Annotated in this window: 26 protein-coding genes and 2 pseudogenes; 14 read left to right on the top strand and 14 right to left on the bottom strand. The window is 47.2% G+C overall.

Features of this window, described 5'->3' with window-relative positions; translation table 11 throughout:
- Window positions 1–14: 14 nt before the first annotated feature.
- The 12 genes and pseudogenes from ACPXXB_RS10035 (at window position 15) to waaA (ending at window position 12358) form a co-directional block, all read left to right on the top strand.
- The gene (locus tag ACPXXB_RS10035; RefSeq protein WP_423907107.1) at window positions 15–488 is read left to right on the top strand and encodes an Lrp/AsnC family transcriptional regulator; all 474 of its coding nucleotides are present in this window, start codon (window positions 15–17) and stop codon (window positions 486–488) included.
- A gap of 163 nt (window positions 489–651) precedes the next feature.
- Window positions 652–1083 (top strand): annotated as a pseudogene (aroQ, locus tag ACPXXB_RS10030) (type II 3-dehydroquinate dehydratase); the annotation flags it as partial.
- 221 nt (window positions 1084–1304) lie between these two features.
- The gene (gene accB / locus ACPXXB_RS10025; RefSeq protein WP_423907105.1) at window positions 1305–1772 is read left to right on the top strand and encodes an acetyl-CoA carboxylase biotin carboxyl carrier protein; all 468 of its coding nucleotides are present in this window, start codon (window positions 1305–1307) and stop codon (window positions 1770–1772) included.
- A gap of 40 nt (window positions 1773–1812) precedes the next feature.
- Window positions 1813–3189: an acetyl-CoA carboxylase biotin carboxylase subunit gene (gene accC, locus ACPXXB_RS10020; protein ID WP_423907103.1), complete on the top strand. Its 1377-nt coding sequence runs from the start codon at window positions 1813–1815 to the stop codon at window positions 3187–3189.
- A 7-nt stretch (window positions 3190–3196) separates the two neighbouring features.
- The gene (locus ACPXXB_RS10015) at window positions 3197–4429 is read left to right on the top strand and encodes a zinc-ribbon and DUF3426 domain-containing protein (RefSeq protein ID WP_423907101.1); all 1233 of its coding nucleotides are present in this window, start codon (window positions 3197–3199) and stop codon (window positions 4427–4429) included.
- A gap of 151 nt (window positions 4430–4580) precedes the next feature.
- Entirely contained in the window at window positions 4581–6215 is a 1635-nt protein-coding gene (gene purH / locus ACPXXB_RS10010; protein ID WP_423907099.1) for a bifunctional phosphoribosylaminoimidazolecarboxamide formyltransferase/IMP cyclohydrolase, read from the top strand.
- Between the two features lie 32 nt (window positions 6216–6247).
- The gene (locus ACPXXB_RS10005; protein WP_423907098.1) at window positions 6248–7369 is read left to right on the top strand and encodes a DUF2628 domain-containing protein; all 1122 of its coding nucleotides are present in this window, start codon (window positions 6248–6250) and stop codon (window positions 7367–7369) included.
- Window positions 7370–7393: 24 nt separating this feature from the next.
- Entirely contained in the window at window positions 7394–8692 is a 1299-nt protein-coding gene (gene purD / locus ACPXXB_RS10000) for a phosphoribosylamine--glycine ligase (RefSeq protein ID WP_423907096.1), read from the top strand.
- Window positions 8693–8886: 194 nt separating this feature from the next.
- Window positions 8887–9399, top strand: a complete 513-nt coding sequence (gene purE / locus ACPXXB_RS09995) for a 5-(carboxyamino)imidazole ribonucleotide mutase (RefSeq protein ID WP_423907095.1) — start codon at window positions 8887–8889, stop codon at window positions 9397–9399.
- The gene (locus ACPXXB_RS09990) at window positions 9396–10022 is read left to right on the top strand and encodes an L-threonylcarbamoyladenylate synthase (protein WP_423907093.1); all 627 of its coding nucleotides are present in this window, start codon (window positions 9396–9398) and stop codon (window positions 10020–10022) included. Before purE ends, ACPXXB_RS09990 begins: the two co-directional genes overlap by 4 nt.
- 23 nt (window positions 10023–10045) lie before the next feature.
- A complete protein-coding gene (gene hemF, locus ACPXXB_RS09985; RefSeq protein ID WP_423907091.1) occupies window positions 10046–10972 on the top strand; it encodes an oxygen-dependent coproporphyrinogen oxidase in 927 nt (308 codons plus the stop codon).
- A gap of 84 nt (window positions 10973–11056) precedes the next feature.
- A complete protein-coding gene (waaA, locus tag ACPXXB_RS09980) occupies window positions 11057–12358 on the top strand; it encodes a lipid IV(A) 3-deoxy-D-manno-octulosonic acid transferase (protein ID WP_423907089.1) in 1302 nt (433 codons plus the stop codon).
- A 183-nt stretch (window positions 12359–12541) separates the two neighbouring features.
- Here the strand turns inward: waaA and ACPXXB_RS09975 are convergent, their stop codons facing one another.
- Window positions 12542–13447 (bottom strand): DMT family transporter, encoded by a 906-nt coding sequence (locus ACPXXB_RS09975; protein WP_423907087.1) that lies wholly within the window; start codon window positions 13445–13447, stop codon window positions 12542–12544.
- The gene (locus tag ACPXXB_RS09970; protein ID WP_423907085.1) at window positions 13444–14052 is read right to left on the bottom strand and encodes a TauD/TfdA family dioxygenase; all 609 of its coding nucleotides are present in this window, start codon (window positions 14050–14052) and stop codon (window positions 13444–13446) included. The genes ACPXXB_RS09975 and ACPXXB_RS09970 overlap by 4 nt, the downstream gene beginning before the upstream one ends.
- Here ACPXXB_RS09970 and ACPXXB_RS09965 point away from each other — a divergent pair.
- Window positions 13963–14151 (top strand): hypothetical protein, encoded by a 189-nt coding sequence (locus ACPXXB_RS09965; RefSeq protein WP_423911224.1) that lies wholly within the window; start codon window positions 13963–13965, stop codon window positions 14149–14151. The two genes, ACPXXB_RS09970 and ACPXXB_RS09965, sit on opposite strands and share 90 nt — an antisense overlap.
- 294 nt (window positions 14152–14445) lie before the next feature.
- Here ACPXXB_RS09965 and pepN read toward each other — a convergent pair whose 3' ends face one another.
- From pepN to ACPXXB_RS09910, 11 genes are all read right to left on the bottom strand, one after another.
- Window positions 14446–17187: an aminopeptidase N gene (gene pepN, locus ACPXXB_RS09960; protein ID WP_423907084.1), complete on the bottom strand. Its 2742-nt coding sequence runs from the start codon at window positions 17185–17187 to the stop codon at window positions 14446–14448.
- 83 nt (window positions 17188–17270) lie between these two features.
- Window positions 17271–17594 carry a ferredoxin FdxA gene (gene fdxA / locus ACPXXB_RS09955; RefSeq protein WP_423907082.1) on the bottom strand — a complete coding sequence of 108 codons (324 nt, stop codon included), beginning with the start codon at window positions 17592–17594 and terminating at the stop codon, window positions 17271–17273.
- Between the two features lie 257 nt (window positions 17595–17851).
- A complete protein-coding gene (locus ACPXXB_RS09950; RefSeq protein ID WP_423907081.1) occupies window positions 17852–18232 on the bottom strand; it encodes a hypothetical protein in 381 nt (126 codons plus the stop codon).
- 374 nt (window positions 18233–18606) lie between these two features.
- On the bottom strand, window positions 18607–19797 hold the full coding sequence (locus ACPXXB_RS09945; protein WP_423907079.1) for a YbfB/YjiJ family MFS transporter: 1191 nt from the start codon (window positions 19795–19797) through the stop codon (window positions 18607–18609).
- A gap of 15 nt (window positions 19798–19812) precedes the next feature.
- Window positions 19813–20700: a diiron oxygenase gene (locus ACPXXB_RS09940; protein ID WP_423907077.1), complete on the bottom strand. Its 888-nt coding sequence runs from the start codon at window positions 20698–20700 to the stop codon at window positions 19813–19815.
- 191 nt (window positions 20701–20891) lie between these two features.
- Window positions 20892–21521 carry a hypothetical protein gene (locus tag ACPXXB_RS09935; protein WP_423907076.1) on the bottom strand — a complete coding sequence of 210 codons (630 nt, stop codon included), beginning with the start codon at window positions 21519–21521 and terminating at the stop codon, window positions 20892–20894.
- 53 nt (window positions 21522–21574) lie between these two features.
- Window positions 21575–22090 (bottom strand): SAM-dependent methyltransferase, encoded by a 516-nt coding sequence (locus ACPXXB_RS09930; protein ID WP_423907075.1) that lies wholly within the window; start codon window positions 22088–22090, stop codon window positions 21575–21577.
- Complete coding sequence (locus tag ACPXXB_RS09925; protein ID WP_423907073.1) at window positions 22080–22193, bottom strand: class I SAM-dependent methyltransferase; 114 nt, start codon at window positions 22191–22193, stop codon at window positions 22080–22082. Before ACPXXB_RS09925 ends, ACPXXB_RS09930 begins: the two co-directional genes overlap by 11 nt.
- A 69-nt stretch (window positions 22194–22262) precedes the next feature.
- Window positions 22263–22400, bottom strand: a complete 138-nt coding sequence (locus ACPXXB_RS09920) for a hypothetical protein (protein WP_423907072.1) — start codon at window positions 22398–22400, stop codon at window positions 22263–22265.
- A gap of 36 nt (window positions 22401–22436) precedes the next feature.
- Window positions 22437–22901: a MaoC/PaaZ C-terminal domain-containing protein gene (locus ACPXXB_RS09915; RefSeq protein WP_423907071.1), complete on the bottom strand. Its 465-nt coding sequence runs from the start codon at window positions 22899–22901 to the stop codon at window positions 22437–22439.
- Window positions 22901–23155 carry an acyl carrier protein gene (locus ACPXXB_RS09910; RefSeq protein ID WP_423907069.1) on the bottom strand — a complete coding sequence of 85 codons (255 nt, stop codon included), beginning with the start codon at window positions 23153–23155 and terminating at the stop codon, window positions 22901–22903. The genes ACPXXB_RS09915 and ACPXXB_RS09910 overlap by 1 nt, the downstream gene beginning before the upstream one ends.
- A 186-nt stretch (window positions 23156–23341) precedes the next feature.
- Here ACPXXB_RS09910 and ACPXXB_RS09905 point away from each other — a divergent pair.
- Window positions 23342–24015 (top strand): annotated as a pseudogene (locus ACPXXB_RS09905) (IS1595 family transposase).
- 61 nt (window positions 24016–24076) lie between these two features.
- Here the strand turns inward: ACPXXB_RS09905 and mutS are convergent.
- Window positions 24077–26713, bottom strand: coding sequence for a DNA mismatch repair protein MutS (gene mutS, locus ACPXXB_RS09900; protein WP_423907067.1), 2637 nt, complete (start codon window positions 26711–26713; stop codon window positions 24077–24079).
- Window positions 26714–26724 lie beyond the last annotated feature (11 nt).

Genomic DNA, 26724 nt, shown 5'->3' with positions numbered 1-26724 from the left:
ATATATCCTATAAAATGAAAAAACTAGAAAAAAATACTATAGACAAGGTAGATCGTAAAATTTTGTATTATCTACAACGAGATGCCAGTATGACCATCAAGGAAATTGCCGAGAAAGTTCATCTGTCCCCGACGCCTTGTTGGAAACGGATTCAACGCATGGAGCAGCAGGGAATCATTCGCGCGCGAGTGGCACTGCTTAACCCGGAGAAAGTGGATGCCGGGGTCACGGTTTTTATTGCTGTTATGACCGACCAGCACAATACCGCCTGGAGCGAGAAATTTGCATTTGAAATGTCCTCGATTCCAGAAATCATGGAAATCTATCGCATGAGCGGCGAAGTGGATTACCTGCTGCGAGCGGTGGTGTCGGATATTCCAGCCTTTGATGATCTCTACAAGAAAATAATCGACCGCATCGCGTTATCCAATGTAACCTCGACATTCGCCATGGAACAAATAAAATACACCACTGCGCTGCCGGTGTGATTGTTTGATAAGCGGATTTTCGGCGATTAATATAAGGATTTGCTGTTTCGGAATAATCGGTTATAATGCCATAAATTCCATAAAATTCGGTGAACCTCGCCGAACTGGACCGTAAATCGTAATTTTGAGATAATCTCGGCTGAAACCAATACAATCTGACATCATGGCTAAATTTCTCGTGCTTCACGGACCAAATTTGAATCTGCTGGGCTCCCGGCAGCCCGAGCACTATGGCCGTGTCAGTTTGAAAGAAATAAATGACAATCTTACCCGACTGATTGAAGCCGATTACCATGAACTGGCGTGCAAGCAAAGTAACGCAGAAAACCATTTAGTGGATTGGATTCAACAGGCCGCAAACCAGAATGTGGATTTTATTATTATCAATCCAGCGGCGTTTACCCACACCAGCGTGGCCATGCGCGACGCGCTGTCGGCGGCAGGGATTCCGTTTATTGAGGTTCACTTATCAAATGTGTATGCGCGCGAGCCTTTTCGTAGTACATCTTATTTTTCAGATATCGCGGAAGGCGTGATTGCCGGACTGGGCGCGCACGGATATGAGTTCGCCTACATTGCGGCGGTGGATTATTTGCGCCGGGAGCGTGAGTATCCCTGCCCAATTCCGGGATGTGCGAAAATCTTTCACGGCTCGCGAGGCGGATGGGACGCGCACATCGCATCGTTGTGCAAACACCCAAATTGGCATCCAAGCGTTCAAGATGACGAGAAGCGAAAACGGCTATTCAAACGTGAATATGGGTATTGGTTCGAAGACGAGCGCTAACGGCGAGACAAAAACCGAGAGACAAAAACATGGATTTACGAAAAGTTAAAAAGTTGATTGAATTGCTGGAGTCGTCGGCACTGGTGGAAATGGAAATTACTGAAGGGGATAGCACGATTCGATTGAGCAGGGCGGCATATTCCCCAGCGGTGGCGCAACCACACCCTGCCACCGCGCATATTACGACAGATCGAGTTATCACCGATCAGCCGGCCAGCGCGCGTCAGGATATTGAGACCGGGCAGTCTCAGGTTGAAATCATCGGTAGTGCGGTTAAATCTCCTATGGTTGGCACATTTTACGAATCAGCGTCACCGGATTTGGATCCTTATGTCACTATTGGCTCTGTTGTTAAACCCGGGGATATCCTGTGCATCATTGAAGCAATGAAAACTTTTAACCAGTTGGAAGCGGATATTACCGGGATTGTCAAAGCAATCTACAAATCCAGTGGTGACCCGGTTGAGTTTGGCGAACCGCTATTTCTAATAGAATAATCTAAAAGTGCACCATATGATCAGGCATGACCAATCAGGCATGACCAATCAGATCAAAAAGCTGGTTATAGCGAACCGTGGTGAAATTGCACTACGGATTTTACGCGCGTGCCGTCAATTGGAAATTCTAACTGTGGCGCTGTATTCCGAAGCAGACCGCGATTCAAAATATGTTCGTCTGGCCGATGAATCGGTTTGCATCGGCCCGCCGCCGGCCGCGGAAAGTTACTTGAATATTGCTTCGGTAATTGCCGCGGCTGAGGTTACCCAGGCGAATGCAGTTCATCCAGGCTATGGATTTCTTTCTGAAAATGCGGACTTTGCGGAACAAGTCGAACAAAGCGGATTTATTTTTGTGGGACCCAGTGCAAAAACTATTCGCACAATGGGCGACAAAATTTCAGCCATTGCCGCTATGCGCGCCGCCGGCGTGCCATGTGTTCCTGGTTCTGATGGGCCGATACCGGAAGGTACTGATGAAATTATCAAGATCGCCAGAAAAATTGGTTTTCCGCTAATGATAAAAGCCAGCGGTGGCGGCGGCGGTAAGGGTATGCGGGTGGTGCGTAGAGAAGCCGAGTTATTGGAATCAATTCACGCCACCAGAAAAGAAGCGCAAGCGGCCTTTGGAAACGGTGTTTTGTATATGGAGAGGTTTCTGGAAAAACCCAGGCATGTAGAATTTCAGGTGCTTGCGGACGCCTTCGGTAACGCAGTTCATCTCGGCGATCGCGATTGTTCCATGCAAAGACGTCATCAAAAAGTCATAGAAGAGGCGCCGGCACCGGGAGTAACCGACCAACAACGCAATGAAATGGGTTGGTGTTGTGTGCAAGCATGTATGCAAATTGGATATCGGGGCGTGGGCACCTTTGAATTTCTTTACCAAGGGGGGGAATTCTTCTTTATCGAAATGAATACGCGCATCCAGGTGGAACATCCGGTTACCGAAATGATTACCGGCATCGATCTTTTACAGGAACAAATCCGTGTTGCGGACGGCGAGAAACTTAGATTTGCTCAAGCCGATATTCATTTCCGCGGACATGCCTTTGAATGTCGGATTAATGCGGAAGACCCAAAAACGTTTTTGCCTTGTCCGGGTCGAATTTCCCAATACCATATGGCAGGCGGTCCAGGGGTTCGGGTTGATTCTCATGTTTACAGCAATTATACAGTGCCGCCTTATTATGACTCTATGATTGGGAAAATTATTACCCATGGTATGCATCGCAGCGAGGCGCTGACTCGAATGAACGGCGCCTTGCAGGAGATGGTGATAGACGGAATTAAAACAAACTTGCCGCTACATCGTGAATTGGTCCAGGATTCCAAATTTATCAAAGGCGGATGTGACATACATTATCTTGAAAAAACCCTGTTGAAAAACACCTCTCGAAAAAAACTGAAGAAATAAATATCTGGTGAATAATCGATTGAACAGTCGCTATTGTGGTTGCCCGAAATGTGATGAGGTTTTTATATTGGCAGATGAAAAACTCAATCAATGTGCTGGAATGGTCAGATGTGGAGCATGTCAGGAAGTCTTTGATGCCAATACCAACCTGATGCAAAAAACCGAGAATGGTTTTGTTACGGTCGGGTCGGAGGAGCGGTTGCATGAAGAAGTTAATTCTCAATTCATGAGTGGCAATGACGAGGGAGAGTCGGGGGAAAAATCCCGGCCCTCGAAATTGAATATAAAGCGCGCTCAAAATGAGAGTAAAGGCATTGAAATTAGTGGAGTAGAATATCCATTTGAACATCGCGTAGCCGATTCCATCGATGTTCATGCCGATAAAGATCATGGCGGCAAACAAGACCATGAACGATTGAAGGCGCCATATGAAAACTACGGCAACGCTAAAGCGCCAACCATTGTGCCTTTGGATTTTGATCCTGACCGGGAGGATTGGCCCGAACAAGCGGATTCGTATGACTCGCTGACCGAAGCATGCCAGATTGAGTCCAATAGCAGGCCCGAGAGCATGCACAATAAAGAATTTGAATTCATCGACCTGAAAATTGATTCCAAAGATGTTGATCAAGAATCGTCAGGCTCATCGGCGAGTTCGCCGTTTCAAAATTCGACTCTGGAGGATACTACCCTAGGTAGAATGAGCAGCAATAGAGTCGAGCAATACATCAACGACAGCGCCAATCCATTTGTGACTTTTATCTGGTTGATTGTGGTCATAGGTTTTGTATTTTTACTGGGTATGCAGGTTAAGTATTTCTTCGTAGAGCGATATGCCCAGGACCAGACATACCGTAAATACCTCGCTGGTTTTTGTAAAATTGCAGGGTGTGACCTCTCGCCTCGTCAAGGCTCTTTTCAATTCACGCTGACCCATACCAGGATTGATCTCCATCCCACCGAACCTGGTGCCTTGAGAGTTACCGTGAAGTTGGTTAATGAAGCCAAATTTGCCCAACCTTATCCCTACTTACAGTTAACGCTTACCGACCGGGGTGGCCGGGTGGTCGGCAGGCGAACATTTCCCCCTGAGTTGTATTTGTCGAATGGCGCTAATAATATGAGTGGCAATATGATTGGACAAGGTGAACTTGCGTCAATTGTTTTTAATCTTGCGCGACCACACGAAAAGGCGGTTGGATTTGTAGTAGATATTGTGACTGAATCAATATCGTCATAAACTCAGATTGTTTTGACCAAATTCGATCTATTGGCTTAATGCCGTGTCGCCTAAGAAAATTATATTCTCGCCAATAATGTATTTTAGCACCCATGGCGCACCCTGATATTCTGGGCTGGTTGCCTCCTGTTTTAAGACTGGAATAAATCCTATGACACACCCCGTTGGCCGTGCGTTGATCAGCGTTTCCGACAAGCGCGAAATCGTGAAATTCGCCACATCCCTGAACCAGTTTGGAATTGAAATTCTATCAACCGGCGGGACTGCAAGTTTGTTATCTGGCCAAGGCATTGCCGTTATAGAGGTCAGCGACCATACTGGATTTCCCGAAATTATGGATGGTCGGGTCAAGACCTTGCACCCGAAAATTCATGGCGGCATATTGGGTAGACGGGAAAAAGACAGCGAAGTCATGCAGTCGAATCAAATTGCGCCCATTGATTTAGTGGTGGTCAACTTGTATCCTTTTCAACAAACCATTGCCAAATCGGATTGCACACTAGATTTAGCCATGGAAAACATCGACATCGGCGGTCCCGCGATGTTAAGAGCGGCGGCGAAAAATTATGCTGAGGTAACGGTGGTCGTGGATGTAGGCGATTATGCGAGAATCTTGTCCGAGCTTAAAACTAACCATGGCAAAATTTCCAGAGTGCTGCGATTCGATCTAGCGGTAAAAGCCTTTGAACACACTGCCGTGTACGACGGCGTGGTCGCAAACTATCTGGGAAAGTGGACTGAAGATAGCGAGCACACCAAATTTTCAGGCAAATTTCCAGGCACCTTTTTTCCAAGAACGTTTAGCAGCCAATATACCAAAAAACAAGCAATGCGCTATGGGGAAAACCCGCATCAACGGGCGGCATTTTATGTCGAAACGGAGACCGGCGCCGAGCCCCTTAACCTGAGTGTCCCAAGTGTTTCAAACGCGATTCAGCTTCAGGGAAAGGAGATGTCCTATAACAACATAGCGGATACCGACACGGCGATAGAATGCGTTAAACAATTTGCGGGAAGCGCCGCTTGTGTCATCGTCAAACACGCAAATCCGTGCGGTGTTGCCCGCGCGGATAATCAACTACTGGCTTATCAACGAGCATATCGCACTGATGCAGAATCCGCTTTCGGCGGCATCATCGCATTTAATTCAACCCTGGAAGCGGAAACGGCAAAGGAAATTATTGCCCGGCAGTTTGTTGAAGTCATCGTTGCCCCTGAAATACCCGGAGAGGCACGCGACCTGCTGGCGGAAAAACAAAACCTGAGAGCGCTTGAAACCGGGGCATGGGATAGCATGGCATCGGATAGCAAGGCGTTTGGCAGTGAGCAGTTGGATTTCAAAAAAGTCAACGGTGGACTGCTGATCCAGGAGAAGGACGCTAAACTTTTTGATACCCTGGATTTGGTTACAAACCGCTCACCCAGCGACACGGAAATGCAGGATTTATTGTTTGCATGGAAAGTTGCAAAATTTGTCAAATCCAATGCAATAATTTACGCATCGAATCAAATGACCATCGGTATCGGCGCGGGACAAATGAGTCGAGTGAATTCGGCGCGGATTGCGGCTATTAAAGCGCAACACGCCGGACTCAAAGTTAAAAATGCAGTCATGGCATCGGATGCGTTTTTCCCCTTTCGGGATGGTCTCGATAATGCCGCATCGGTGGGCATCAGGGCGGTTATTCAGCCCGGAGGCTCGATGCGCGATGATGAAGTCATTGCGGCTGCGAACGAACATGATATGGCAATGATTTATACCGGAATACGACATTTCAGGCATTAATTTCGGCATTAACCAGAAAGAGGAGCAGGGTGGTGTCACGATCAAAGTACCGGGTGATAATCAACGGCAACGTTATGCCTGAATGCGATCGTCGAGAGGTTGTCCAGGGACTTGCGAACTTGTTTAACTCAAGGGCCAGCGCCATGGAGAATTTATTGACGGGAAATTCAGTGCCGCTAAAAAAACAATACGACAAAGATCAAGCGGAAATAATTTGCAACAACATTCGCAAGGCAGGCGCGCAATGCTCAATAGAGGAAATTCCTGAAACTGAAATTGCAACAGAATCAACCGCAGACGAGTCATCGGCCAGCGACGAGGAGCCTCGGCAGTCAAGCAAGGAAAAACTCCAGGTCTTGCTGATGCGGTTTGTCAAAAGTAATACGGACTATTATCAACAGCAGTTCAGTAAATTCGGCAATCCCCTCAAACCCGCATTTAAAATTACCTGGCACTGGCCCGCATTTTTCTATTTCTTTTTTTGGGCGCTTTATCGAAAAATGTGGTTATGGGCGGTGATTCATGCGATTGGCGGGACCGGGTTGATGTTATGGGTAAGCCCTGGTTTCGTTTACCTTGTTTGGGTATTTATATGGCCCTTGCTTGCTAATTATCTATATTTTAGGGTAGCGGCAACTGCCGTCAACCAGGTCATGGAATATCCGCAGGCCGAGCAACATTATTTAGACAAAGGCGGGGTCAGCAAACGGGCGGTTTGGGGCGGCATCTTAATTGCCCTGGTTTCGACCATGTTGGTCAGCAATTATGTCACCACCCGGTTTCTGGCGGAATACGGTGAGCAAATCCAAGATGTATTGCCAGGCTCGGGAACCCAGATTCGGGGAAATGGCTCAATGCTTAAAGACGTTGCCGAGAAATCAAGACTTGCCCGGACTTCCCTGATTTTAAGCGTCTTGGCGACATCGTTTAAAATTTTGCTGCTTACCGATAACGCGCAACACACTCAGTCGACACAAACGCAGCCGGTTATTTCAATATTCATTGACCGACTCAATACAGGCGAAATCAACGATGGGTGGGGTAATGAAATTCGTATTGAGCAGCAAGTCGATCGGTATGTTTTAATTTCTGCTGGACCAGACCGGATTTTCAAAACCGACGATGATGTTCTTCAGCCAATAATCATCCCATGATTGTCCTGATTAGAGGCAGATAAAATGAAAGTATTGGTTGTCGGCAGCGGTGGACGTGAGCATGCATTGGCATGGAAAATAAGTCAGTCTCCTCGCGTTACCACAGTTTATGTTGCGCCGGGTAACGCCGGAACCGATAACGAACCCGGTATATGTAATGTCAGTATATCGACAGATGATTTCGACCGCCTGATTGGTTTTGCCGAGCATGCCAAAATTGAACTGACAATTATTGGCCCCGAAGGGCCGCTGGTGAACGGGATTGTCGACCGGTTTCAACAGGCCGGGCTAAAATGCTTTGGGCCCTCGCAAAAAGCATCGCAACTGGAAGGATCAAAAACCTTTGCCAAGGAATTTCTGTCCAGACACGCTATTGCCACCGCCGCTTATAAAAGTTTTACCGCGTTATCGCCGGCCTTGGAATATCTACGGTCAGTTGGATTGCCGGCAGTAATCAAAGCGGACGGATTAGCTGCCGGCAAAGGCGTTATTATTGCCGATACCCTGCAACAAGGTAAAAAAGCCATAACCGACATGTTATTCAAAAATCGATTTGGCCAGGCCGGCAATCGGGTGGTTATTGAAGAGTTTCTGAAGGGAGAGGAAGCCAGCTTTATCTGCATGGTGGACGGTGAGCATATTTTAGCCATGGCTTCGAGTCAGGATCATAAGGCGGCGTTCAACGGTGACACGGGTCCGAATACCGGGGGAATGGGCGCATATTCTCCTGCCTCCGTTATTGGTGAAAAAATACATGCCGCGATTATGCGGCAAATTTTGCAGCCCACCGTTGCCGGTCTTGCAGCCGAAGGTATTCCCTATACTGGATTTTTGTACGCCGGGGTGATGATTGACAGCGATGGCATTGCAAAAGTTCTGGAGTACAACTGCCGTTTGGGCGACCCCGAAACACAGCCCATCATGATGCGGCTGAAATCGGATCTTGTGGCGCTGTGCCTGGCTGCTTTGGACGGCAAGCTCGATCAACAAATAGCAACCTGGGATGCTCGTTCGGCACTCGGCGTAGTGATTGCCGCCAATGGATATCCGAATGCACATGACAAAGGGCAAATAATCAAGGGTTTGGAGTCGGCATATGATGGTGTGGACGAGGGTGTTAAAATATTCCATGCGGGCACCAAATCGGAGAATGGGAAAGTCATTACCGCCGGGGGCAGGGTGCTGTGCGCCACTGCGTTGGGCAACGAAATTGAAGATGCTCAGCGGCGCGCCTATGCGTTAGCGAAATCCGTGCATTGGGAAGGCTGCTGGTACCGGGATGATATTGGACACCGGGCAATAAAACAGGCAATAAAATGTTAACGGCCCCAAACTTTTTGAACCGCAAAATTCTCAGCGCCCTAAAATCAGGATGGCCATTGCGTTACCTGATGCGTTATCTGGGGTTGAACATCGTGGTGTTAATGATTAAGCTACATCTGCCAACCCGGCATAGATCCGCTTAAACAATCTACTGACCAAGAAATATTTACGCTACTCATCATGACAAAATCCATATGACAAAACCTTTCGTCGCCGTTTTAATGGGGTCTGATTCCGATTTGCCGGTTATGCAATCCACGTTTCAGGTGCTGGACAAACTGAAGGTCCCCTGGGAAGCGAAAATCACTTCGGCGCACCGAACTCCGAAAGCGACCCATGACTACGTAAAAGACGCCGAGCAAAGAGGCTGTGCCATATTCATCGCTGCGGCTGGGCTGGCGGCCCATCTGGCGGGTGTTGTAGCGGGTTTAACCATAAAACCGGTCATTGGTGTGCCCATGGACGGCGGGCCGCTAAACGGTCAGGATGCGTTATTGTCCACGGTGCAAATGCCAGGCGGCATCCCGGTGGCCAGTATGGCAATTGGCAAGGCCGGTGCGAAAAATGCGGGGTATCTGGCGGCGCAGATTTTGGCGCTATCAGATCAAGGAATAGATAAGAGAATTCAAGCCGAAAGGGAAGAAAACGCCGAACAAATAAGGCGCAAAGATGCCAGGCTGCAACTGGAATTAAACAAGGAAGAATGAAACCAGAAATAATGAGACAAGATGGAATTATACATGGCGGGATTAAACAACGGCGAATTGAGCAAAAGTTGATCCTCGCCTCGGCCCTGGAAACGGCGAATATTGTGCGCCAGGGTGGCGTGGTCGCTTACCCTACAGAATCATGTTATGGCCTGGGTTGCGATCCTGAAAATCATGGCGCACTGCGCCGCATTCTCCAAATTAAACGAAGAAGCAAGCATAAAGGATTAATTTTAATAGCCGATCATCTATGCAGATTACGCCGTTTTTTGAAGCCTCTGCCGCAAGAGTTTACCGATGAATTTCTGGCAGGTTGGCCTGGACCTTATACCTGGGTGCTGCCTGCTAGACAAAGCGTTTCCCGCTGGCTGCGTGGAAATCATCCCACGATTGCTGTGCGAGTTTCGAGGCACCATCAGGTCAAAGCGCTGTGTCGTGCTGCTGGCATGGCTGTCGTTTCCACCAGCGCGAATCGATCCCGCCGCTCAATCTTGCGCTCCGCTACGGCGGTTGACCAACAATTTGGTGATGAGATTGATTGTATTATGGAAGGATCGATTGGTTACGCGAGTTCACCCACCGTTATCCGTGATGGCATAACCGGTGAATACCTCAGAAACTAGTCATTTAAAGTGGGTGTAGATTGTTGACTGTTGCAAATGAGCATCCAGATGTTAATCAGGTAGCCGTCTTTTTAAAGCAATTGCAAATTCAATGTTGCGACCGATTTCAGGAATTTAATCCAGAACTGCCTTTCCATCAGGACCGATGGACATATGAAACTGGCGGTGGCGGAATTACCCGGATGATAGAAAATGGTCAGGTATTTGAAAAAGGCGGGGTTAATTTCTCTCACATCAAAGGAAATAGTTTGCCCGCTGCGGCAACCGCATCCAGAGACCATATAGCGGGTAAGCCGTTTGAGGCTGCCGGCGTATCTGTGGTTATGCATCCGTTGAATCCGTTTGTGCCGAGCGCGCATATGAATGTGCGTTTTTTCATCGCCGACCCTGAATCAAGTCATCCTGTCTGGTGGTTTGCAGGCGGGTATGACTTAACGCCATATTATGGGTTTGCGGAAGATTGCAAACACTGGCATCAAACGGCCAAAGCAGCTTGCGATAAATTTAATCCGGATTTTTATGATAAATTCAAGGCACAGTGTGACCAATATTTTTTTATAACGCACAGAAACGAGCCTAGAGGAATAGGCGGGTTGTTTTTCGATGATTTCAATGAACTTGGTTTTACCGAATCTTTCTCATTGATGCAGAGTGTCGGCAACAGTTTTCTCGATGCCTATATGCCCATAGTCGAAAGGCGAAGACATATGAAGTACAACGATGCTAACAGACGCTATCAATGCTATCGCCGAGGTCGTTATGTGGAATTTAACTTGATTTATGATCGTGGAACGATTTTTGGTTTGCAGTCAGCCGGACGCACGGAATCCATATTAATGTCCATGCCGCCAGCAGTGGAGTGGCACTATAACTGGCAGCCGCAACCGGGCAGCGAAGAAGAAAACCTGATTCGTTATTATCTCAAACCCAGAGACTGGGCCAGAGAATAGGCCAAGGAATAGGCCACAGATTAACCAGAAATTAGCACAGCACGAACAATCTTTATTGTTCCGCTCAGGCTTACAGTTATCACCATGCTCACGCTCTATAGAATTGCTCTTTACTTCGCCTTGCCAGTGGTGGTGATTCGATTGCTGTATCGAACTAGCCGCAACAAGCAATACCTGACCAAAATATCTCAGCGCTTTGGATTTAATCTGTTGTTGCCGGAGGTTAAAAATAATCCGGCTAAAGAAGATGCGTATTCGGATGGCATCTGGATACACGCGGTATCCGTAGGCGAGGTCAATGCCGCAGTGCCATTAGTGAAAAACTTGCTGGCCAGTTTTCCGGGCAAGGCAATTACCATCACCACTATGACGCCGACCGGTTCTGACCGGGTACGCAAAGTATTTGGGGAAAGCGTGCAGCATTGTTATTTACCCTACGATTATCCTGGGGCAGTCAAGCGGTTTTTGAATGCGGTGCGACCGCAATTGGCGATGGTGATGGAGACCGAGATCTGGCCAAATTTAATCAATGAATGCCACAGTCGGCAAATTCCAATGATCTATACCAATGTCAGATTGTCCTCCAGATCTCATAAAGGGTATTTGCGATTTAAAAAATTATTTGCTCCAACGCTAAAAAAAGTCAGCCGGTTTGCAGTTCAGGCCAAGGCGGATGCGGAGCGCTTGATTAACATTGGCGCCAACGCCGATACCGTTGAAGTGACTGGAAGCATCAAGTTTGAAATGACGTTGCCTGCCAGTGTTACCGAAGCCGCTCAGTCTGTCAGACGCGATCTGGGATGGGAGCGGCCGGTTTGGGTGGCCGGCAGCACCCATGAAGGCGAGGAATCGCAGGTGATCGATGCTTATCTAAAAGCCCGCAAAGAGATTGAAAATTTATTGCTGGTGTTGGTTCCTCGTCACCCGGAACGATTTTCCGCGGTTTTCAAGTTAGCCGTCGGTTATGGATGCGAAACTGTTTTGCGCTCACAATCCAATACCGGGATTCCACAAGACACTGAAATTTATGTGGCCGATACCATGGGTGAGCTGACGCTGCTCATCGCCGCAGGTGATGTTGCGTTTATCGGCGGTAGTCTGGTATCCATCGGCGGACATAATGTGTTGGAAGCCTGCGCAGCGGGGGTTGCTGTCATATTTGGGCCGCATATGTTTAATTTCCAGGAAATTTCTGATTTGGTATTGGCAAAGGGAGCCGGCATCCAGGTTATGGACAGCGATGAACTTTGCGAGGTGATTGTCAAGCTGCTTAACGACCCGGTAATCAGAGATCAATATGGATCGGAAGGCAGAGAGCTTATTGAGGCAAACAAAGGTGCGTTGGAGAAAATATGCGCCATGGTGGATAGGTGTGGTTTAATTTAGTGAACCGCTGATTTAAGACGGCGACATGCACAGGCGGGAATTGGCGAACCGTTATTAGATCGCCATTATGTATGTTGATTTTCCCTCGTGGAGTGGCAAGTTTGCGAGCAAGGCGCAAGGTGTATGAGGAAGAAAAACGACAGGGGATAGCCGTTGCCGGGTAACTCAGCTGCCAGCAAAACCCTATTGCTCCCCCGACCGCTTGGCCTCACCGCGGTGCACCCAGAAAACTCCCACGGCGGCAATCGCCAAGCCGATCATGCCGTTTCTGGTCACCGCATTCCCGAAAGCGAGGTAATCCATCACCATGGTCACAGGCGGGGTCAGGTAAAGCAAACTGGCGACTCGGGTTGCCGGGCATTTCTTGATTAACAGAATCAGCAAGGCATATGCGCTGAGGGAGACGACGAATATCAGCCAGGCCAGGGCGAACAGGAAGTCGGCGTTCCAATCGGCTTGCATGTTCTCCAGCGAGAGCGCAAAGGGCAACAGCACAATCGCAGTCGCCGCACATTGCACGGCCAGGTTGTTGATGACCGGCAGGAATCCCTCGGGTGATTTGATTTCCAGCGAGCGCTGATAGACCGTGGCCGCGGTCAAACTTAAGGTGGACACAAAAGGAAGCAGGTAAGCCCACCAAGGCGCGACTGCGCCGATGCCGCCGATGCGGTCGGCGACCACGAACACCACACCGAGGAAGCCGGCCGACAGCCCGGCCCATTGCCAGCGGTTGACTTTTTCATCGAGGATCGGACCGACGACAACCCCCGTGACCATCGGCTGCAAAGCGGCCACCAAAGCGACAATGCCCGGCGCGACGCCGAGGTTGATGGCCTCCAGCACGGCGACCAGCCAGACACAATGCGCCAGCAGCCCCATCACCGCCGCCTGGCGAATTTGCGTGCCGCCGCCGAAGTGCAACTGTCCGCGCGCCGCCAGCCAAGCGAACAGCACGACCGACAGTATCAGATAGCGAAAGAACAGCAGCGTAAAAGTGCCCGCATGCGGCAAGCCGTATTTCGCGCCGATGAAGCCCGAGCCCCACAGGACGAGAAACGCGAATTCGATCGCCAGAATGTTCCTTTTCATGAGTCTGCGCCTTTTTCGCGCAGATTCCGCAGATGCCCCAGCAAGTCGTCCATTTCCATATAGACCTGTTGGAAATGCCGGCTCCCGGTTTCCGCGCGAAAGACGCTCCTGCCGTGCAACACACGATGGTTGTTCACAACCATCATTTCACCCGGGCGAACCCTGATAATCAGTTGGTTCTCAGGGGCGTGAATCAACTGGCTGATCGCGTCGTAGGCCGCATAGCAGCGACCAGTGTCGTGCAGCGACATCCGCAGCGGTTGGACGGCCCAGTTAACGTACCGGATAATGTGGAGTTTTTCCCATTCATCCAAAATGATGGTGGGCGCCGATGTGGTTGTGTCGGCGTTCCTGGAGTAGAGTCGAAACACCACGGGGGCGCTGCTCAAGAAGTCGAGGTGGTGCGGGTGCTTCTCCCGTAGTTGGTCAACCACCATTTGGCCATCGACATAAACGCTCTCTCCGCCTTCCACGTCGTTTTCCAAGCAGTGGAATAGAAATACGTTCGGCGGCCATTGGTACCCAGAGCAGTCGGTGTGTGGGGGCAAGGCGACGCCAGTGAAGCCCTGAGTGTAGGCATCGGCGGAAACCTTGATGTCGGCCACCCTGTCGAAAACGATTTCGCGGACATACGCAAGGTAATTAGCGAATTTTTCGGTCTCGTTATGGACGACGTGAGCTTAATCCGCTCGCCCATGGTGTGATCGTAGCATTCATCGCAGAAGCAGTTGTCCCGCAACATGAGGGCGTGAAAGTCATTTCGCGCCCCATCACCCCATTCGACGCGAACGGCGCAAGGGGGGGCAGAATGGTACAGTGGGTAATGGCATGCAACATTGTGTATCCTCCAGCGTCGAGTTAATTTGTCAGTATTATACCGCATCGTAACGGACGCGGCGGACCGCCTGGCGATGAATTTATGCGGTAACGAAGATCATATTGTCTCTACGATAGACAAATCAAACCCTTACGGCGCAAGCCGCACCGCAGACTCTTTTTCAGGCTAGATTCTTCTCGACGATTTCGCCGACATCGTTCGATAGATTCGGCAACGACGAAATTTCCACCAGTGTTTTTTTCATTTTGTCCCGAATACCCGATTTATATTTGTTCCAGCCATTCAGGGCCGAGACCAATCTTGCAGAAACTTGCGGGTTTATGGGATCTAGTTTTTCGATCCAGTGCATGATGAATTGATAACCCGATCCATCATCGGCATGAAAACAAAATGGATTGCCGTGGGTAAATCCTGAAATTAGCGCGTAAACTTTATTCGGGTTGGTAAAATCAAATCCAGGATGTTCGGTTAATTTTTTCACGGTGCGTAAGGTTGAGTCGTGGGCGAATGTTGCCTGAGTGCGTAACCACATATCCACTACCAGCGGCTCTTCTTTCCACTGCTGGTAAAAATCGTCCAGGAGTTGTTGTTTGTCGTCACGAAGCGAGTTTGCGATAAAGGCGATTGCGGACGCTGAATCTGTCATACAACGAGATTTTTTCAATTGATTCAAACTCAGCGATTGGGATTCATGATCATCCAGCGTATTTAAATAATCCAGACAGGTATCCCGCAGACTACGCGCCGCCATTTCGTCGGGGTCTGGTTTTCCTGTATTCATAGACTGACATTGATGATAACAAGCTAACAACTTATCCTTGGCTGAGGTTGCCAGAAAGATTTTCAATTGCTTTCTTGATAATTCAATCGCTACTGGATCGATGGGCGATATCTGCTCGCTAATATAGGCAGCATTGGGCAGCGCTAGCAATTTAGCGAGGAAAGCCCGGTCGTCGGCTTTGGCCTCCTGCGTCGCTCTGCCTCCTGCATCCATGCAGTCGTCCCCCGTCCTTGGGGTCGTATCTCCCCCCTCCCTGGAGGCACTGGAATTTTCGGTCAATTTTTCGTTTAGGGCGACACTCAATACCGCATTAAATACTTGAGCGAGTCGTACATTCTCACGGCCGGGCCTGTTTTTCTGAATATCGGTAATATCGCCAAGAAGTTGCTTTAAGAACAGTTTTTGAGCGGCCTCCCAACGGTTGAACGGATCGTCATCGTGGGTTAAAAGCGTTTCCAGTTGATCATCGCTGAGCGGTAAATTCATCTCAACAGGTGCGCTGAATCCTCTTAGCAATGAGGGTATGGGTGAATTATCAATTCCGGTAATTTTGTAGGATTGTTCGGGTTTATCAAGGATTAACGTGAGTTCATCGACATCATCGTTCAATAACAGTTTTTCACCGGCCGCACTGAATAAAGCAGTTTTAATAGGAATGACAAAGGGCTGCTTATATTCTTGTCCGGGCGTCGCCGGGCAGGTCTGGCGCATTTTTATTTCGTAGCAAGCGTTGTCGCTGTCAAAGCGGGTCTCGACTTCTACCCGCGGTGTGCCGGCCTGGGAATACCAGCGTTTGAATTGGGTTAAATCTTGATCACTTGCCGTTTCCATGGCGCCGACAAACTCATCTGTGGTGACTGCCTGGCCGTCAAATTTCTCAAAATAAAAATCAGTGCCTTTGCGAAACCGCTCTGAGCCGAGCAAGGCATGAATCATTCTGACCACTTCAGCGCCTTTTTCATATACCGTAGCCGTGTAAAAATTGTTAATTTCCTGGTAAGAATCTGGACGGACCGGGTGCGCCATCGGACTGGCGTCCTCCTTGAACTGGTGGGCGCGCAGAGCGTTAACATCATCGATACGCTTGACCCCGCGGCCGCCCATGTCCGCGCTGAACGCCTGATCGCGAAATACGGTGAAGCCCTCTTTTAGACTCAATTGGAACCAATCGCGGCAGGTCACTCGATTGCCCGACCAGTTGTGAAAGTATTCATGGCCGATAACCCCTTCAACATTTTGGAAATCGTCGTCCGTTGCCATTTTCGAATCTGCCAATATGTATTTGGCATTGAAAATATTCAGGCTCTTGTTTTCCATCGCACCCATATTGAAATCATCCACGGCCACTACGTTAAACAGATCGAGATCATATTCCCGACCATAAACCTGCTCATCCCAGCGCATGGCGTTCTTTAAAGATGCCATAGCGTGATCACATTTTTCGATATCCCGGTCGCGCGCGTAGAACTTCAAGCTCACAATACGCCCGCTCATGGTTTCAAAATGGTCTTCGAGGCAACTTAATTTTCCCGCAACAATGGCGAATAAATAGGTTGGCTTGGGGAACGGGTCGTGCCAAAGCGTATAGTGAAAATTTTTATCATCACCGCTCTCGACCAGATTACCGTTACAAAGTAAAACCGGAAATGTCAATTTATCAGCACTCAGTTTCACCTTATAAATTGCCAGGCTGTCCGGTCGATCGATGCCGGGGGTAATCCGCCGATAACCTTCCGCCTCGCATTGGCTGCAAAGCATATCGCCCGATTTGTAAAGCCCGCTTAATGCCGTATTTCGGGACGGATCAATGGTGTTTACGATGTCCAGTGTAAAATATTCAGACACATCATGGCCCACATCATAGAGTGTCAAGCGGGTGTCCGATTGGCTGAACTGACTGGAATCAAGTTGATTTCCATTCACCGCAATGGACTGGACCTCCATTAGCTCGCAGTGTAATTCCAGATTGTTCGCGCCTGCATTTTTTCGGACCACTTTATGGCAGCCATGCACGATAGTGGTTTCAAATCCCAGCGTTATATCGAGATCAGAATGGGTAATAACAAAATCCGGCGGCCGATAGTTTTTTAGATATGTCGTGGTCGGGGCTTCAGATTTCATGCACATAGCCCCTGGATTAGCATAATAACGCCACTATGAAAAGTTCAGGGTAAGGTGATTTTGTGGGGAAATTTATGTGACGGTTACCGTTTCAAGTGCTGTAATTTATCCTTGATATCTTTCCATTCTTCCCAATCTTCAGGGTGCGGTTTCATTTCAGCGATTACCGGCCAGGTTTCACTTAACTCGGCGTTCAATTCCAGAAAATGCTTTTGATCTTCCGGAACTTCATCTTCTGAATAAATTGCATTAACCGGGCATTCCGGCTCGCACAAACTGCAATCGATACATTCTTCGGGGTCGATAACCAAAAAGTTCGGTCCCTCATGGAAACAATCAACCGGGCATACCTCGACGCAGTCGGTCAGTTTGCAGCGAATGCACGATTCGACCACCACATAAGTCATCTTCGAAAAGCTCCAGTATCAATCTAAAAAGGTGAGATATTGTATGTATTATTCGAGGACAGGTACAGTGGCGCGCGCTATTTTTTTGCAGGTTTTTTGCCCAAGCAATTTATTGATTTAGGGTCTTAACTAGTCAAGACCCAAATTATAAATAAGAGATTCAAAACTCCCAGAACAATTTCAAATTTATACGGTAATAAATTCAGAGCGCATCCCAACATGCTTGCAATTCCAATCATAATAGTTGAGCGAATTATCTATATTATCAATTGTTGAAACTCTATTTTATAGGGCATCGCAAGGATCAAGCAGTAGATAATTGTTAGCACTGCACCAAATATAAATCCAGATATTAGTTGCGCCGTGACATAACGGATTTGAGCGATACTATTGGTAACAAATGCATTTAAAAAACCGGCTTCTCTCCGACCCAGCAGGTAAGTGCCCGTTCCAGACACACCGTTTATAAAAGCAACGAACGAAACAAATCCAGTGAGTGCTAAAACAGATAATCCGCTTGGGCTTTGCAAGTAAATCGATGTCACAATAACTAATGGATAAATAATTGCAGAAAAATACCACCCGGGATCTCTGATCCTTTCCATTAACAATAACTTTGTTAACAATAAAATGTTCATGTTCACGGAAATGGGAGTTCTTGTTCAAGCCTATCTTGGTTGAAAGAATTAAATGTATCACGATAATTGTTCTTCAAATTTAACTTGGTTGTTGGTTGAATGTGTAAAAAATAATCTGGGCTGAATATTCGGACTATCGTTAGCGGTTTAGAAAAATGGTCAGAAGTGAAAACGCTTTGCGCCGATGATAGTGTGGGGTCTCCCCATGTGAAAGTAGGACACTGCTAGGCATTTATATCCACAATCCCCGATCTTTGATCGGGGATTTGTTTTAGGGCATTCAGACATTATGATGTCCACCGGACCCGGACTCCAAACCAACAGTACCGAGAAAAAAACAACACGGCACTTATGCTCATCAGCATAATGCTTGTTTATACGTATTTTTCGTTTCGTGGCTGGGTCGCAATAAAGATTGATTGCTGGAAAAAAGCAAGAACACCGCCGACAAACAACACTAACGCACTCACCCACAAACTTGTGGAAAGGTTGCCGCTGACATCGGCGACCCAGCCGGCACCAATCGGCCCCAAGGTTTGTCCGATGGCAAATACAGTAGTGTAGAGGGCAACCGTGGCACTCCACTGTGTGCGTGGTATGTTTTTTTTAGTGAATGTGGTTACTGCGGTGGGTGCAATAAAAAATGAAAGTCCAAAGAGGAACGCCGAAACCAACAAGCCGCTCCAGCCAGCAAGTGCGAAAGGTAATACAACCGCGAATCCTGTCATGATTGAGGATAGCCCCAAGGGGAAGCCATTGCTGTGGGCCGCCAGAACGCGCCGCCAAACGAACGACGACAGCATGACAGCAAAGCCGAGAGTACCCCAGGTTATCGCTACCGCCCACACGCCGACACCGTTTTCGTGCATCCACGCAACTACAAAGGTCATATACACGATGTAGCCGACGGCAAAAAGAAAGTAACCGCCCAAAGACGGGATTAATTTGCGCCAGGGCGGAAAAGAAAACTTGTCACCGTCGGCCCTGGACGCATTACTCAATTGTTTCGTACCCCACCACGCGGGTGCAAGCGAAACGATGCATAATCCGCCCAGTACTTTCCACGCATGAGGCCATGCGCCGGCATTCCAGATTTCCATAATTGGCGGAATCAAAAAAGCGGTAATCAGTATGCCAAACCCACTGCCACCGAAATATAACGCTATAGCCAATGCATTTTTCGATGAATCGGAAGCAAACAGAGTTGCCACCATGACACCACCGGAGATGAAAACCGGCGCCCCTCCAATGCCAGCGAGCAGGCGTAAACCGATGAGGGATGAGAAGTCAGCAGTGAAGCCGGAAAGTAACAGAGCCACTGTAGTGATTATCATTCCATAGCGAAACAGGCGAAGCGGTCCAAGTGAATTACTGCAGTACAAAGCCATCAAAGCACCGATCAGATAGCCGGCCGCATTGGCTGTGTTAATCCAACCGGCCATGGTGTAACTCCAACCAAGGTCCGTTTGCATGGCGGGCAAAATCAAGCCATAGCTAAAGCGCGCAAAACCGTTGCTAACCGCCGTCCCAAGCGCAAGTGTCAGGACAATAATCCAAGCATGCATACCAACCACCTCTTACTATGTGTGAAAAAAAGAGGCATCATTAACAATTCCACATTTGCGGAAAAATTCCACTGTCCTTGTGAACCAAGCATGATGAAATATATCACGGTCGGGGGAATTTCTGATAAAATTTCTGAAAGCAGCCGAGTTTCTAAAGTGGGTTGTTTCTACAATACCGGTATCTGCATAAACGAGCGGATTGTACATAAGACCAGTGAAGTGAATAATCAATTTTTTGAAGTATAAACTGATTCTCATTTGTTGTTCTTCATCAGCACCATTACTTAGGATTTCGCTATGTAATTTTCTAATGATTTCACGTCCGAACGCAACATGTCGTGACTCATCTACATGGTGTTGGTAATTAATTTCTCGCACAATGTCTGGTACTTCTTTATTCCTCCCCACTTTTTGGTTATAGTAATCTACAAATTCTTCGAAGATAAGAGCGCTTGCAAAAGAATACAAATCATTTTCTATGTCATCACTTGTGCTGGGCGTTCTGATTTGTAATGTAGGATATAGCTTTCTTCCATATAGATGACAAAATCGTGCGAAAAACCACATGTGCGAATTTTCTTCTGCTAAAAAAATATGAAGATACTCAGAAATTTGAGTGTACCGTTTGTTGTAAAAACACCGACATACAAATTCAAGTACGGATTTTATTCCATGGACATTTAGGCTAAAAAAGTGAATCGTTTCCCACTTGCTTAACAAAAATAGTTGTTCTTCGGTTAAATTTTTATGAATTTCTGTTCCATAAGTTGTCAGCAGATCTTCATCACACCACAAACAATCAAGAGGAATATCTTTAGGCCAACTGAACCGTGTGTATGGGTCGTAGGTTTGAGATCTGGATAACTGTATAAGACGATTTATTTTATCGTGATCTATTTTCATGCCAATACTCAATTTTTCAATTAAAAAGAGTTTTTACTTTTCGTTGTGTAGCAAGTGCAGTCTGGGAATCACCAAATACATCTGAGTACATGGCAATCCATCTCTCCATACCAAAAGCAATGCAACTCGTGTTCGCCGATACACCAGAATATGAAATGCTAAATTTATCTCCAAAGTAATTTCTATGAAAATTAATAGATGCTATAGCATGGCCTTGAAACAAAAATTCTTGTTTTACTGGATGTAGTCTTGAAAAGTATGGCAGGAGAACTCGTGGTATCAAAAAATTGATCTGAAGCTTCTACCATGTTGAATGGAATATTTAGAGCACAAAGCAACATTGATATTTGATCTACACCAAAATCGAGGTGAGATTGAGAGTCTGCTTCGTTACCTACACAGACAAATTCTTTCATTGTAAAATTCCTATCGCGAAATGCATCAAGCGGCTTGTCTTCTTGTCGAAAGCAACGTGCTTCGCACCCGATTATCTTTTTCTCCTCGATCTCAATATTTTGCATATTCAGATAAACCTTGTAACACGCTGCTGGCAAAAGTGAAAAATTTATTCCTTGGGGTCGGAAAGATTGATCCAATATCATTTCACCATTGGATAATCGTTTTTGATCATTCTCCGAAATCAAGCAAGTTATACAAGTCAGGTGCGGAAAATTTCTTATATATCCGATCTGAGTCATTTCCTCTACCGACAATATACTGTCAAATTCGTATTTGGAGTCGGTGGTTTTCTGAAGGAAAATTTTATCCAGCAATTCTCCTAGCTCGGTTTTTACTAAACACCAACCATTTTCAATTTCCATTGAAGCGACCTCATAAAATTAGTTTACTACACACTTTTAAGTTAATAACCTAATCAGCTATCAAGAGATGCACAGATCAGCCAATTACGTGAAACTCCTATAATAGAACGATCTTGTACGGTATATGGCCAACGTTTTTCACCAACGCCTTTTTCACCAGGTTCTTTAATTTTAGTAACTTTCCATCCATTCATCTGTAAAAACCCTTCCGGGTTATCGCTACCGAACTGCCAAGGATATCCGTCATTGCGCAATTTTGAAAGGAAAATTAAACTAGTCGGAGCATTTAAAAGAGACTTACTCGGCATATCGGTCACAAAACGGCTACCCCGAGACGATGCTTCTTTAAGTGTTTTCAAAAGATTATCGACTTGCTCAGTTTTTAGGAAAAACAAAAGTCCCTCCACTATCCATAGTGTATTGGCGCTAGCGTCAAATCCAGATCTTTTCAAGTCACCTAGCCAATGCTGATCAAAGTCTACTGCCACCTCAATACGACAGCAACTAGGTTGAGCTTGAAGTTCTAATAAACGTTTATTTTTTTCTTCAAATAAGTCCTTAGTGGTCAAGTTCGTAAATAATTATTCCATCAGGCCATGAGAGTCGAAATGCTCTTGTATCCATACCTGCTGCGACAATAACTACCTGTCGTATAGAAGTTTCTAGCATCACATCGGATATTTCATCGTCGAAGAAACGTGTGCGTATCGAAACAAATTCACGGACGCCCGCTCCCTTATATTAATCCAGCAACCGAAATCCATCTGGTTCGGCGAGCTTACGCGCTAGACTATCTTCAAACAACCTATCTTCACCATACTCTGATTCAAGTGCACGAATAGCAGCCGTCCATTGTGCAGTTAAAGAGATTGCTTTCATAATTTTCCCTTTGCCTCTTGTTTTGTGTTAATAGTATTATGGGTGCTTCTTAAAACGACAGTTCAAAACCAAAGTGCAAACCGGCTTGACTTCATTGCTTCGAATCAATATGCCTTTTTTACGAATTGTCATAATGTCGGGTTGAGCTAAAGACGGGATTTTATTCAAGATTTCGACTTGTCCATTTAATACATCCCCTGGTCGAACAGGGGACAACCATCTAAGCTCGTCAACCCCCGGAGATCCTTCAACCGCGGCATTTTTAAGTAGTTTCGTGACATAAAGACTCATCCATATGCAAGCCGTATTCCAGCCGCTAGCAACAAGTCCATTAAAAAACGACAGTTGTCCAGCCTCTTCACTCAAGTGATAGTCTTGAGGATCATATTTTCGCGCAAAGCTGACAATTTCATCAGCTGTTATGGTATGAGATCCGAGATGGTAAATCTTTCCTGTCTCGAAGTCTTCCGCAAACCGCGTGTAACCCGTATCAGATATCATTATCCAGTATCATCCCGAGAATTATCGATGAATTGGTTTATGCTTTTGAGAGTACGAAAATCGTCGATATTAATACTCTCGATATCAATTTTTCTACCGATTATTTCTTCGACGAATAGTATAAATTCAACAAATTGGAGGGAATCAATAAGACGATTCTCTATTATATCCGTAGTTTCTAAAAACGTAGTGTCAGTCAAACTGGAATTTTTATCCAAAATATATTTTTTAACTTTTGAAATCGAATCACTCATTGATTGTCTGCCTTATGAGTTTTGTTTGATTTGCAGTAGCATATTGATATCGGATATTCCGACAACACAGAGTGCTACACAGTTATAATACTTGTTATGACTATTTGGTCAAGCATTTTTTTGCTGTCCAAATAACCTAGGGTCATAGGAAGTTAAGCATCACCGGATGTGTGCTAACCTTCTGAAATGACTACCAAAAACAGGTATTATCGCCGTTCCCGAATCGCAGAGAAGACTTTTCGCCGAATTATTCGCTATTTTGCGATGGATTTCTCGGCGTCGGATACCGCCCGGTTGACCGCTGTTTGCATCCGCTCGATCAACTCGATCTACATAACATTGCGCCACCGTTTGGCGCAAGAATGTGAACAACATGCCAACTTGGCAGGTCATATGGAAGTGGATGAGTCGTATTTTGGACCCAAGCGTATTCGTGGCAAGCGCAGGCGAGGTGCTGGCGGCAAAACCGTCGTGTTTGGTTTGTTCAAACGCAATGGCTGGGTTTACACGGAGATAGTGCCAAATGCACGAAAACCCACGCTCCAGGCGGTTATCCGCGGCAAGGTTGATCTGAATAGCGTGATTCATTCCGATGGTTGGGCTACCATGGTCTGGTTGATATTGGTTATGCGAAGCATTTTCGGGTTGAGCATGGCCGCAATGAATTTGCCAATGAGCGCTCTCATATTAATGGCATTGAGTCCTTTTGGGCTTACGCCAAATTGCGATTGAGCAGGTCGAAAGGGATTCACAAACATATGTTTTATTGCCATCTCAAAGAAACTGAATTTCGTTTTAATCATCATCGAGACAGTCTTTATCATGTCATACTCAAACTGCTTCGTGAGCAGCCAATTTAACGTCTTAACTTCCTATGACCCTAAAACAATGTCAACCCAAAGCTCAAATGTCCTCTTTTCTTTATTCAAGCAATTTATTAAGCTCATACAGAATATTCAGTGCTTCTCGAGGTGAGGTTTGATCGGCCACGATGCCTTTAAGTTTGGCGATTACCGCTTGTTCTCCCGCTCCGGTCGCGGGAAATAAACTGGATTGGGGAGCGGCTGATTGTTTGGCATTATCAATGCTGCCGACGTATTGATCTTCCAGTCCACGCAGTTTCTCCCGTGAATCTTCTATCACTTCATCGGGCACGCCGGCAAGCCGGGCGACTTGAAGACCATAGCTCTGACTGGCTGGGCCGCGCTTCACGCTATACAAAAATACGATGTCGTTGCCATGCTCAACCGCATCAAGGTGGACATTGCTCACTGATTCGAGTTGATCGGCAAGCGCGGTAAGTTCAAAGTAGTGCGTAGAAAATAAAGCAAATGCCTTTACCCGATTTGCCAAATCCTTTGCACATGCCCAAGCCAATGCCAGGCCATCAAAGGTGCTGGTTCCCCGGCCCATTTCATCTACCAGAACCAGGCTGATTTCCGTTGCATTTCGGAGGATATGCGCCATTTCAGTCATTTCCACCATAAATGTGGACCGACCCCCGGCCAGATCATCCGCAGCGCCAATTCGGGTGTAAATGCGGTCAATGGGACCGATTTCCGCGGATTTTGCGGGTATGAAAGAACCGGTATGGGCGAGCAAGGTAATAATCGCCACTTGACGCATATAAGTGCTCTTGCCGCCCATATTCGGGCCGGTGATTATTTGCATTTTTGATTTTTGATTCAGGCTCACCGAATTGGCGATGAAACTGCCTTCCAGCATCTGCTCGACAACCGGGTGCCGACCTTCAGATATGACTAAAACCGAATGTTCGACTAAATTTGGGCGGCTTAACTTTAATGCCAGGGCGCGTTCAGCATAGTTGTTCAGGCAATCGAGGATTGCCAGACTATTCGCGCACTGCAATAAATCCGCCACTTGGGGAATTAATGTCTCAAGCAGGTCATGGTAAAGCCACTTCTCGCGTGCCAGCGCCTTGCTTTTCGCGCTCAGAATCTTATCTTCAAACACTTTTAATTCTTCGGTGACAAACCGCTCGGCATTCTTGATTGTTTGGCGACGTATATATTGTTCAGGCGCCTGATCCGACTTGGAGCGGGGCAATTCAATATAGTAGCCATGCACTCGGTTATATCTGATGCGAAGAGTGCCTATGCCGGTTCGCGCTTTTTCCCGGGTTTCGAGTTCGATCAGAAAATCCCCGGAGTCTCGTTGCAGATGACGAAGTTCGCCGAGTTGCTGATCGTATTCATCTCGCAATACGCCGCCATCTCTGATAACACTGGGCGGCTCATCCTTTATCGCGCGTTCTAATAACGTCCGGAATTCAGGTTTAGCGGTGAGTGCAGGCTGCAGTGAATGAATCAGTTCTAATGAGCTGGATTCGATAAGTGAATTTATTTCCGGCAATATGCCCAAGGCATTTTTAAGTCGCACCAGGTCGTGAGGGCGTGCGGTTTTCATGGCCACTCTGGCGAGAATTCGCTCCATGTCGCCGATTTGTTTTAATAATGGTTTCAGATCGCTATATCGTTGATCTTGTAATAGCCAGTCTATCGCATCATGGCGCTGTGCCAGCTCGCGGCGGTTTCGAGTAGGGCCATTGAACCATCTGCGTAACATCCTCGCGCCCATGGGCGTATCGCAGTGGTCGAACAGTTTAACCAGGGAAAGTCCCTGTTTGCCGTCCTGGGCGGTGTCAATTTCCAGGTTTTTGCGACTCACCGCATCGATGATAACGGCGCTGTTTTGTTGCTCATAGTGGATGCCTTTGATATGGGGTGTGGCATCGCCGTGTAAATCTTGAATGTACCGTATCAGCGCGCCGGCAGCGCGAGTGGCAATGGGAAAATCTGCGCTGCCGAATGCGGCCAGGCTTTGTGAAGCAAATGTTTCGCATAATACCTGATGGCAGCGCGGTTCATCGAAATACCAATCCGGGATTTCGGTTTCCCGATTCTTGTCGAATACGCCCAATTGACCGCCTGATTGCCCGCTTGATTGCCCACTTGATTGACTGTGCGCGACCAGAATTTCCGCGGCGTTCAAGCGCAGTATTTCGCTTGACAGTCGTTCCAGATTCTCAACTTCAAATCCGTTGAAACGACCGCTGGAAATTTCCAGGGTGGCCACGCCAATTTTTCCATCGCTGTCAAACAATGCCGCCGTGATATTTTCCTGCCGATCGGCGAGCAGGTTTTCCTCGGTTAATGTTCCTGGCGTGATTACCCGCACTACTTTTCGCTCCACCGGCCCTGTGGAAGTGCTGGGGTCGCCGATTTGCTCACAAATGGCGACCGAGATTTGCTGTTTAACCAGTTTTGCCAGATATTGATCGACGCTGTGAAATGGTACCCCGGCCATCGGAATCGGGCTGCCGGTGGATTTGCCCCGAGCTGTTAAGGTGATATCTAAAAGTTTCGCCGCTTTTTTCGCATCGTCGTAGAACAACTCATAGAAATCCCCCATCCGGTAAAGCAATAACATGTCTGGGTATTCTGCTTTGATACCCAGATACTGTTCCATCATTGGTGTGTGCGATGCGGTATTGCGCCCGCTTTGAACGGTTTTAACCGATGACAACGGCTTATTCATAACAGGGGTGT

The organism is Candidatus Spongiihabitans sp., assembly GCF_965237845.1.
In the GTDB taxonomy this organism is placed as follows: Bacteria; Pseudomonadota; Gammaproteobacteria; order Arenicellales; family Poriferihabitantaceae; genus Spongiihabitans.
Note: the sequence above shows the minus strand (reverse complement) of the source record. Positions and strands in the feature narration are given on the sequence as shown.

Bases quoted from the DNA above. Each gene is read 5' to 3' on its own strand.
- ACPXXB_RS09950 (WP_423907081.1), bottom strand. From the start codon at position 18,232: ATGAACATTTTATTGTTAACAAAGTTATTGTTAATGGAAAGGATCAGA.
- fdxA (WP_423907082.1), bottom strand. From the start codon at position 17,594: ATGACTTATGTGGTGGTCGAATCGTGCATTCGCTGCAAACTGACCGAC.
- purD (WP_423907096.1), top strand. From the start codon at position 7,394: ATGAAAGTATTGGTTGTCGGCAGCGGTGGACGTGAGCATGCATTGGCA.
- ACPXXB_RS09990 (WP_423907093.1), top strand. From the start codon at position 9,396: ATGAAACCAGAAATAATGAGACAAGATGGAATTATACATGGCGGGATT.
- pepN (WP_423907084.1), bottom strand. From the start codon at position 17,187: ATGAAATCTGAAGCCCCGACCACGACATATCTAAAAAACTATCGGCCG.
- mutS (WP_423907067.1), bottom strand. From the start codon at position 26,713: ATGAATAAGCCGTTGTCATCGGTTAAAACCGTTCAAAGCGGGCGCAAT.
- ACPXXB_RS09945 (WP_423907079.1), bottom strand. From the start codon at position 19,797: ATGCATGCTTGGATTATTGTCCTGACACTTGCGCTTGGGACGGCGGTT.
- ACPXXB_RS09940 (WP_423907077.1), bottom strand. From the start codon at position 20,700: ATGAAAATAGATCACGATAAAATAAATCGTCTTATACAGTTATCCAGA.
- ACPXXB_RS09910 (WP_423907069.1), bottom strand. From the start codon at position 23,155: ATGAGTGATTCGATTTCAAAAGTTAAAAAATATATTTTGGATAAAAAT.
- waaA (WP_423907089.1), top strand. From the start codon at position 11,057: ATGCTCACGCTCTATAGAATTGCTCTTTACTTCGCCTTGCCAGTGGTG.
- purE (WP_423907095.1), top strand. From the start codon at position 8,887: ATGACAAAACCTTTCGTCGCCGTTTTAATGGGGTCTGATTCCGATTTG.
- ACPXXB_RS09915 (WP_423907071.1), bottom strand. From the start codon at position 22,901: ATGATATCTGATACGGGTTACACGCGGTTTGCGGAAGACTTCGAGACA.
- ACPXXB_RS09920 (WP_423907072.1), bottom strand. From the start codon at position 22,400: ATGAAAGCAATCTCTTTAACTGCACAATGGACGGCTGCTATTCGTGCA.
- ACPXXB_RS09935 (WP_423907076.1), bottom strand. From the start codon at position 21,521: ATGGAAATTGAAAATGGTTGGTGTTTAGTAAAAACCGAGCTAGGAGAA.
- purH (WP_423907099.1), top strand. From the start codon at position 4,581: ATGACACACCCCGTTGGCCGTGCGTTGATCAGCGTTTCCGACAAGCGC.
- accC (WP_423907103.1), top strand. From the start codon at position 1,813: ATGACCAATCAGATCAAAAAGCTGGTTATAGCGAACCGTGGTGAAATT.
- ACPXXB_RS10035 (WP_423907107.1), top strand. From the start codon at position 15: ATGAAAAAACTAGAAAAAAATACTATAGACAAGGTAGATCGTAAAATT.
- accB (WP_423907105.1), top strand. From the start codon at position 1,305: ATGGATTTACGAAAAGTTAAAAAGTTGATTGAATTGCTGGAGTCGTCG.
- ACPXXB_RS09975 (WP_423907087.1), bottom strand. From the start codon at position 13,447: ATGAAAAGGAACATTCTGGCGATCGAATTCGCGTTTCTCGTCCTGTGG.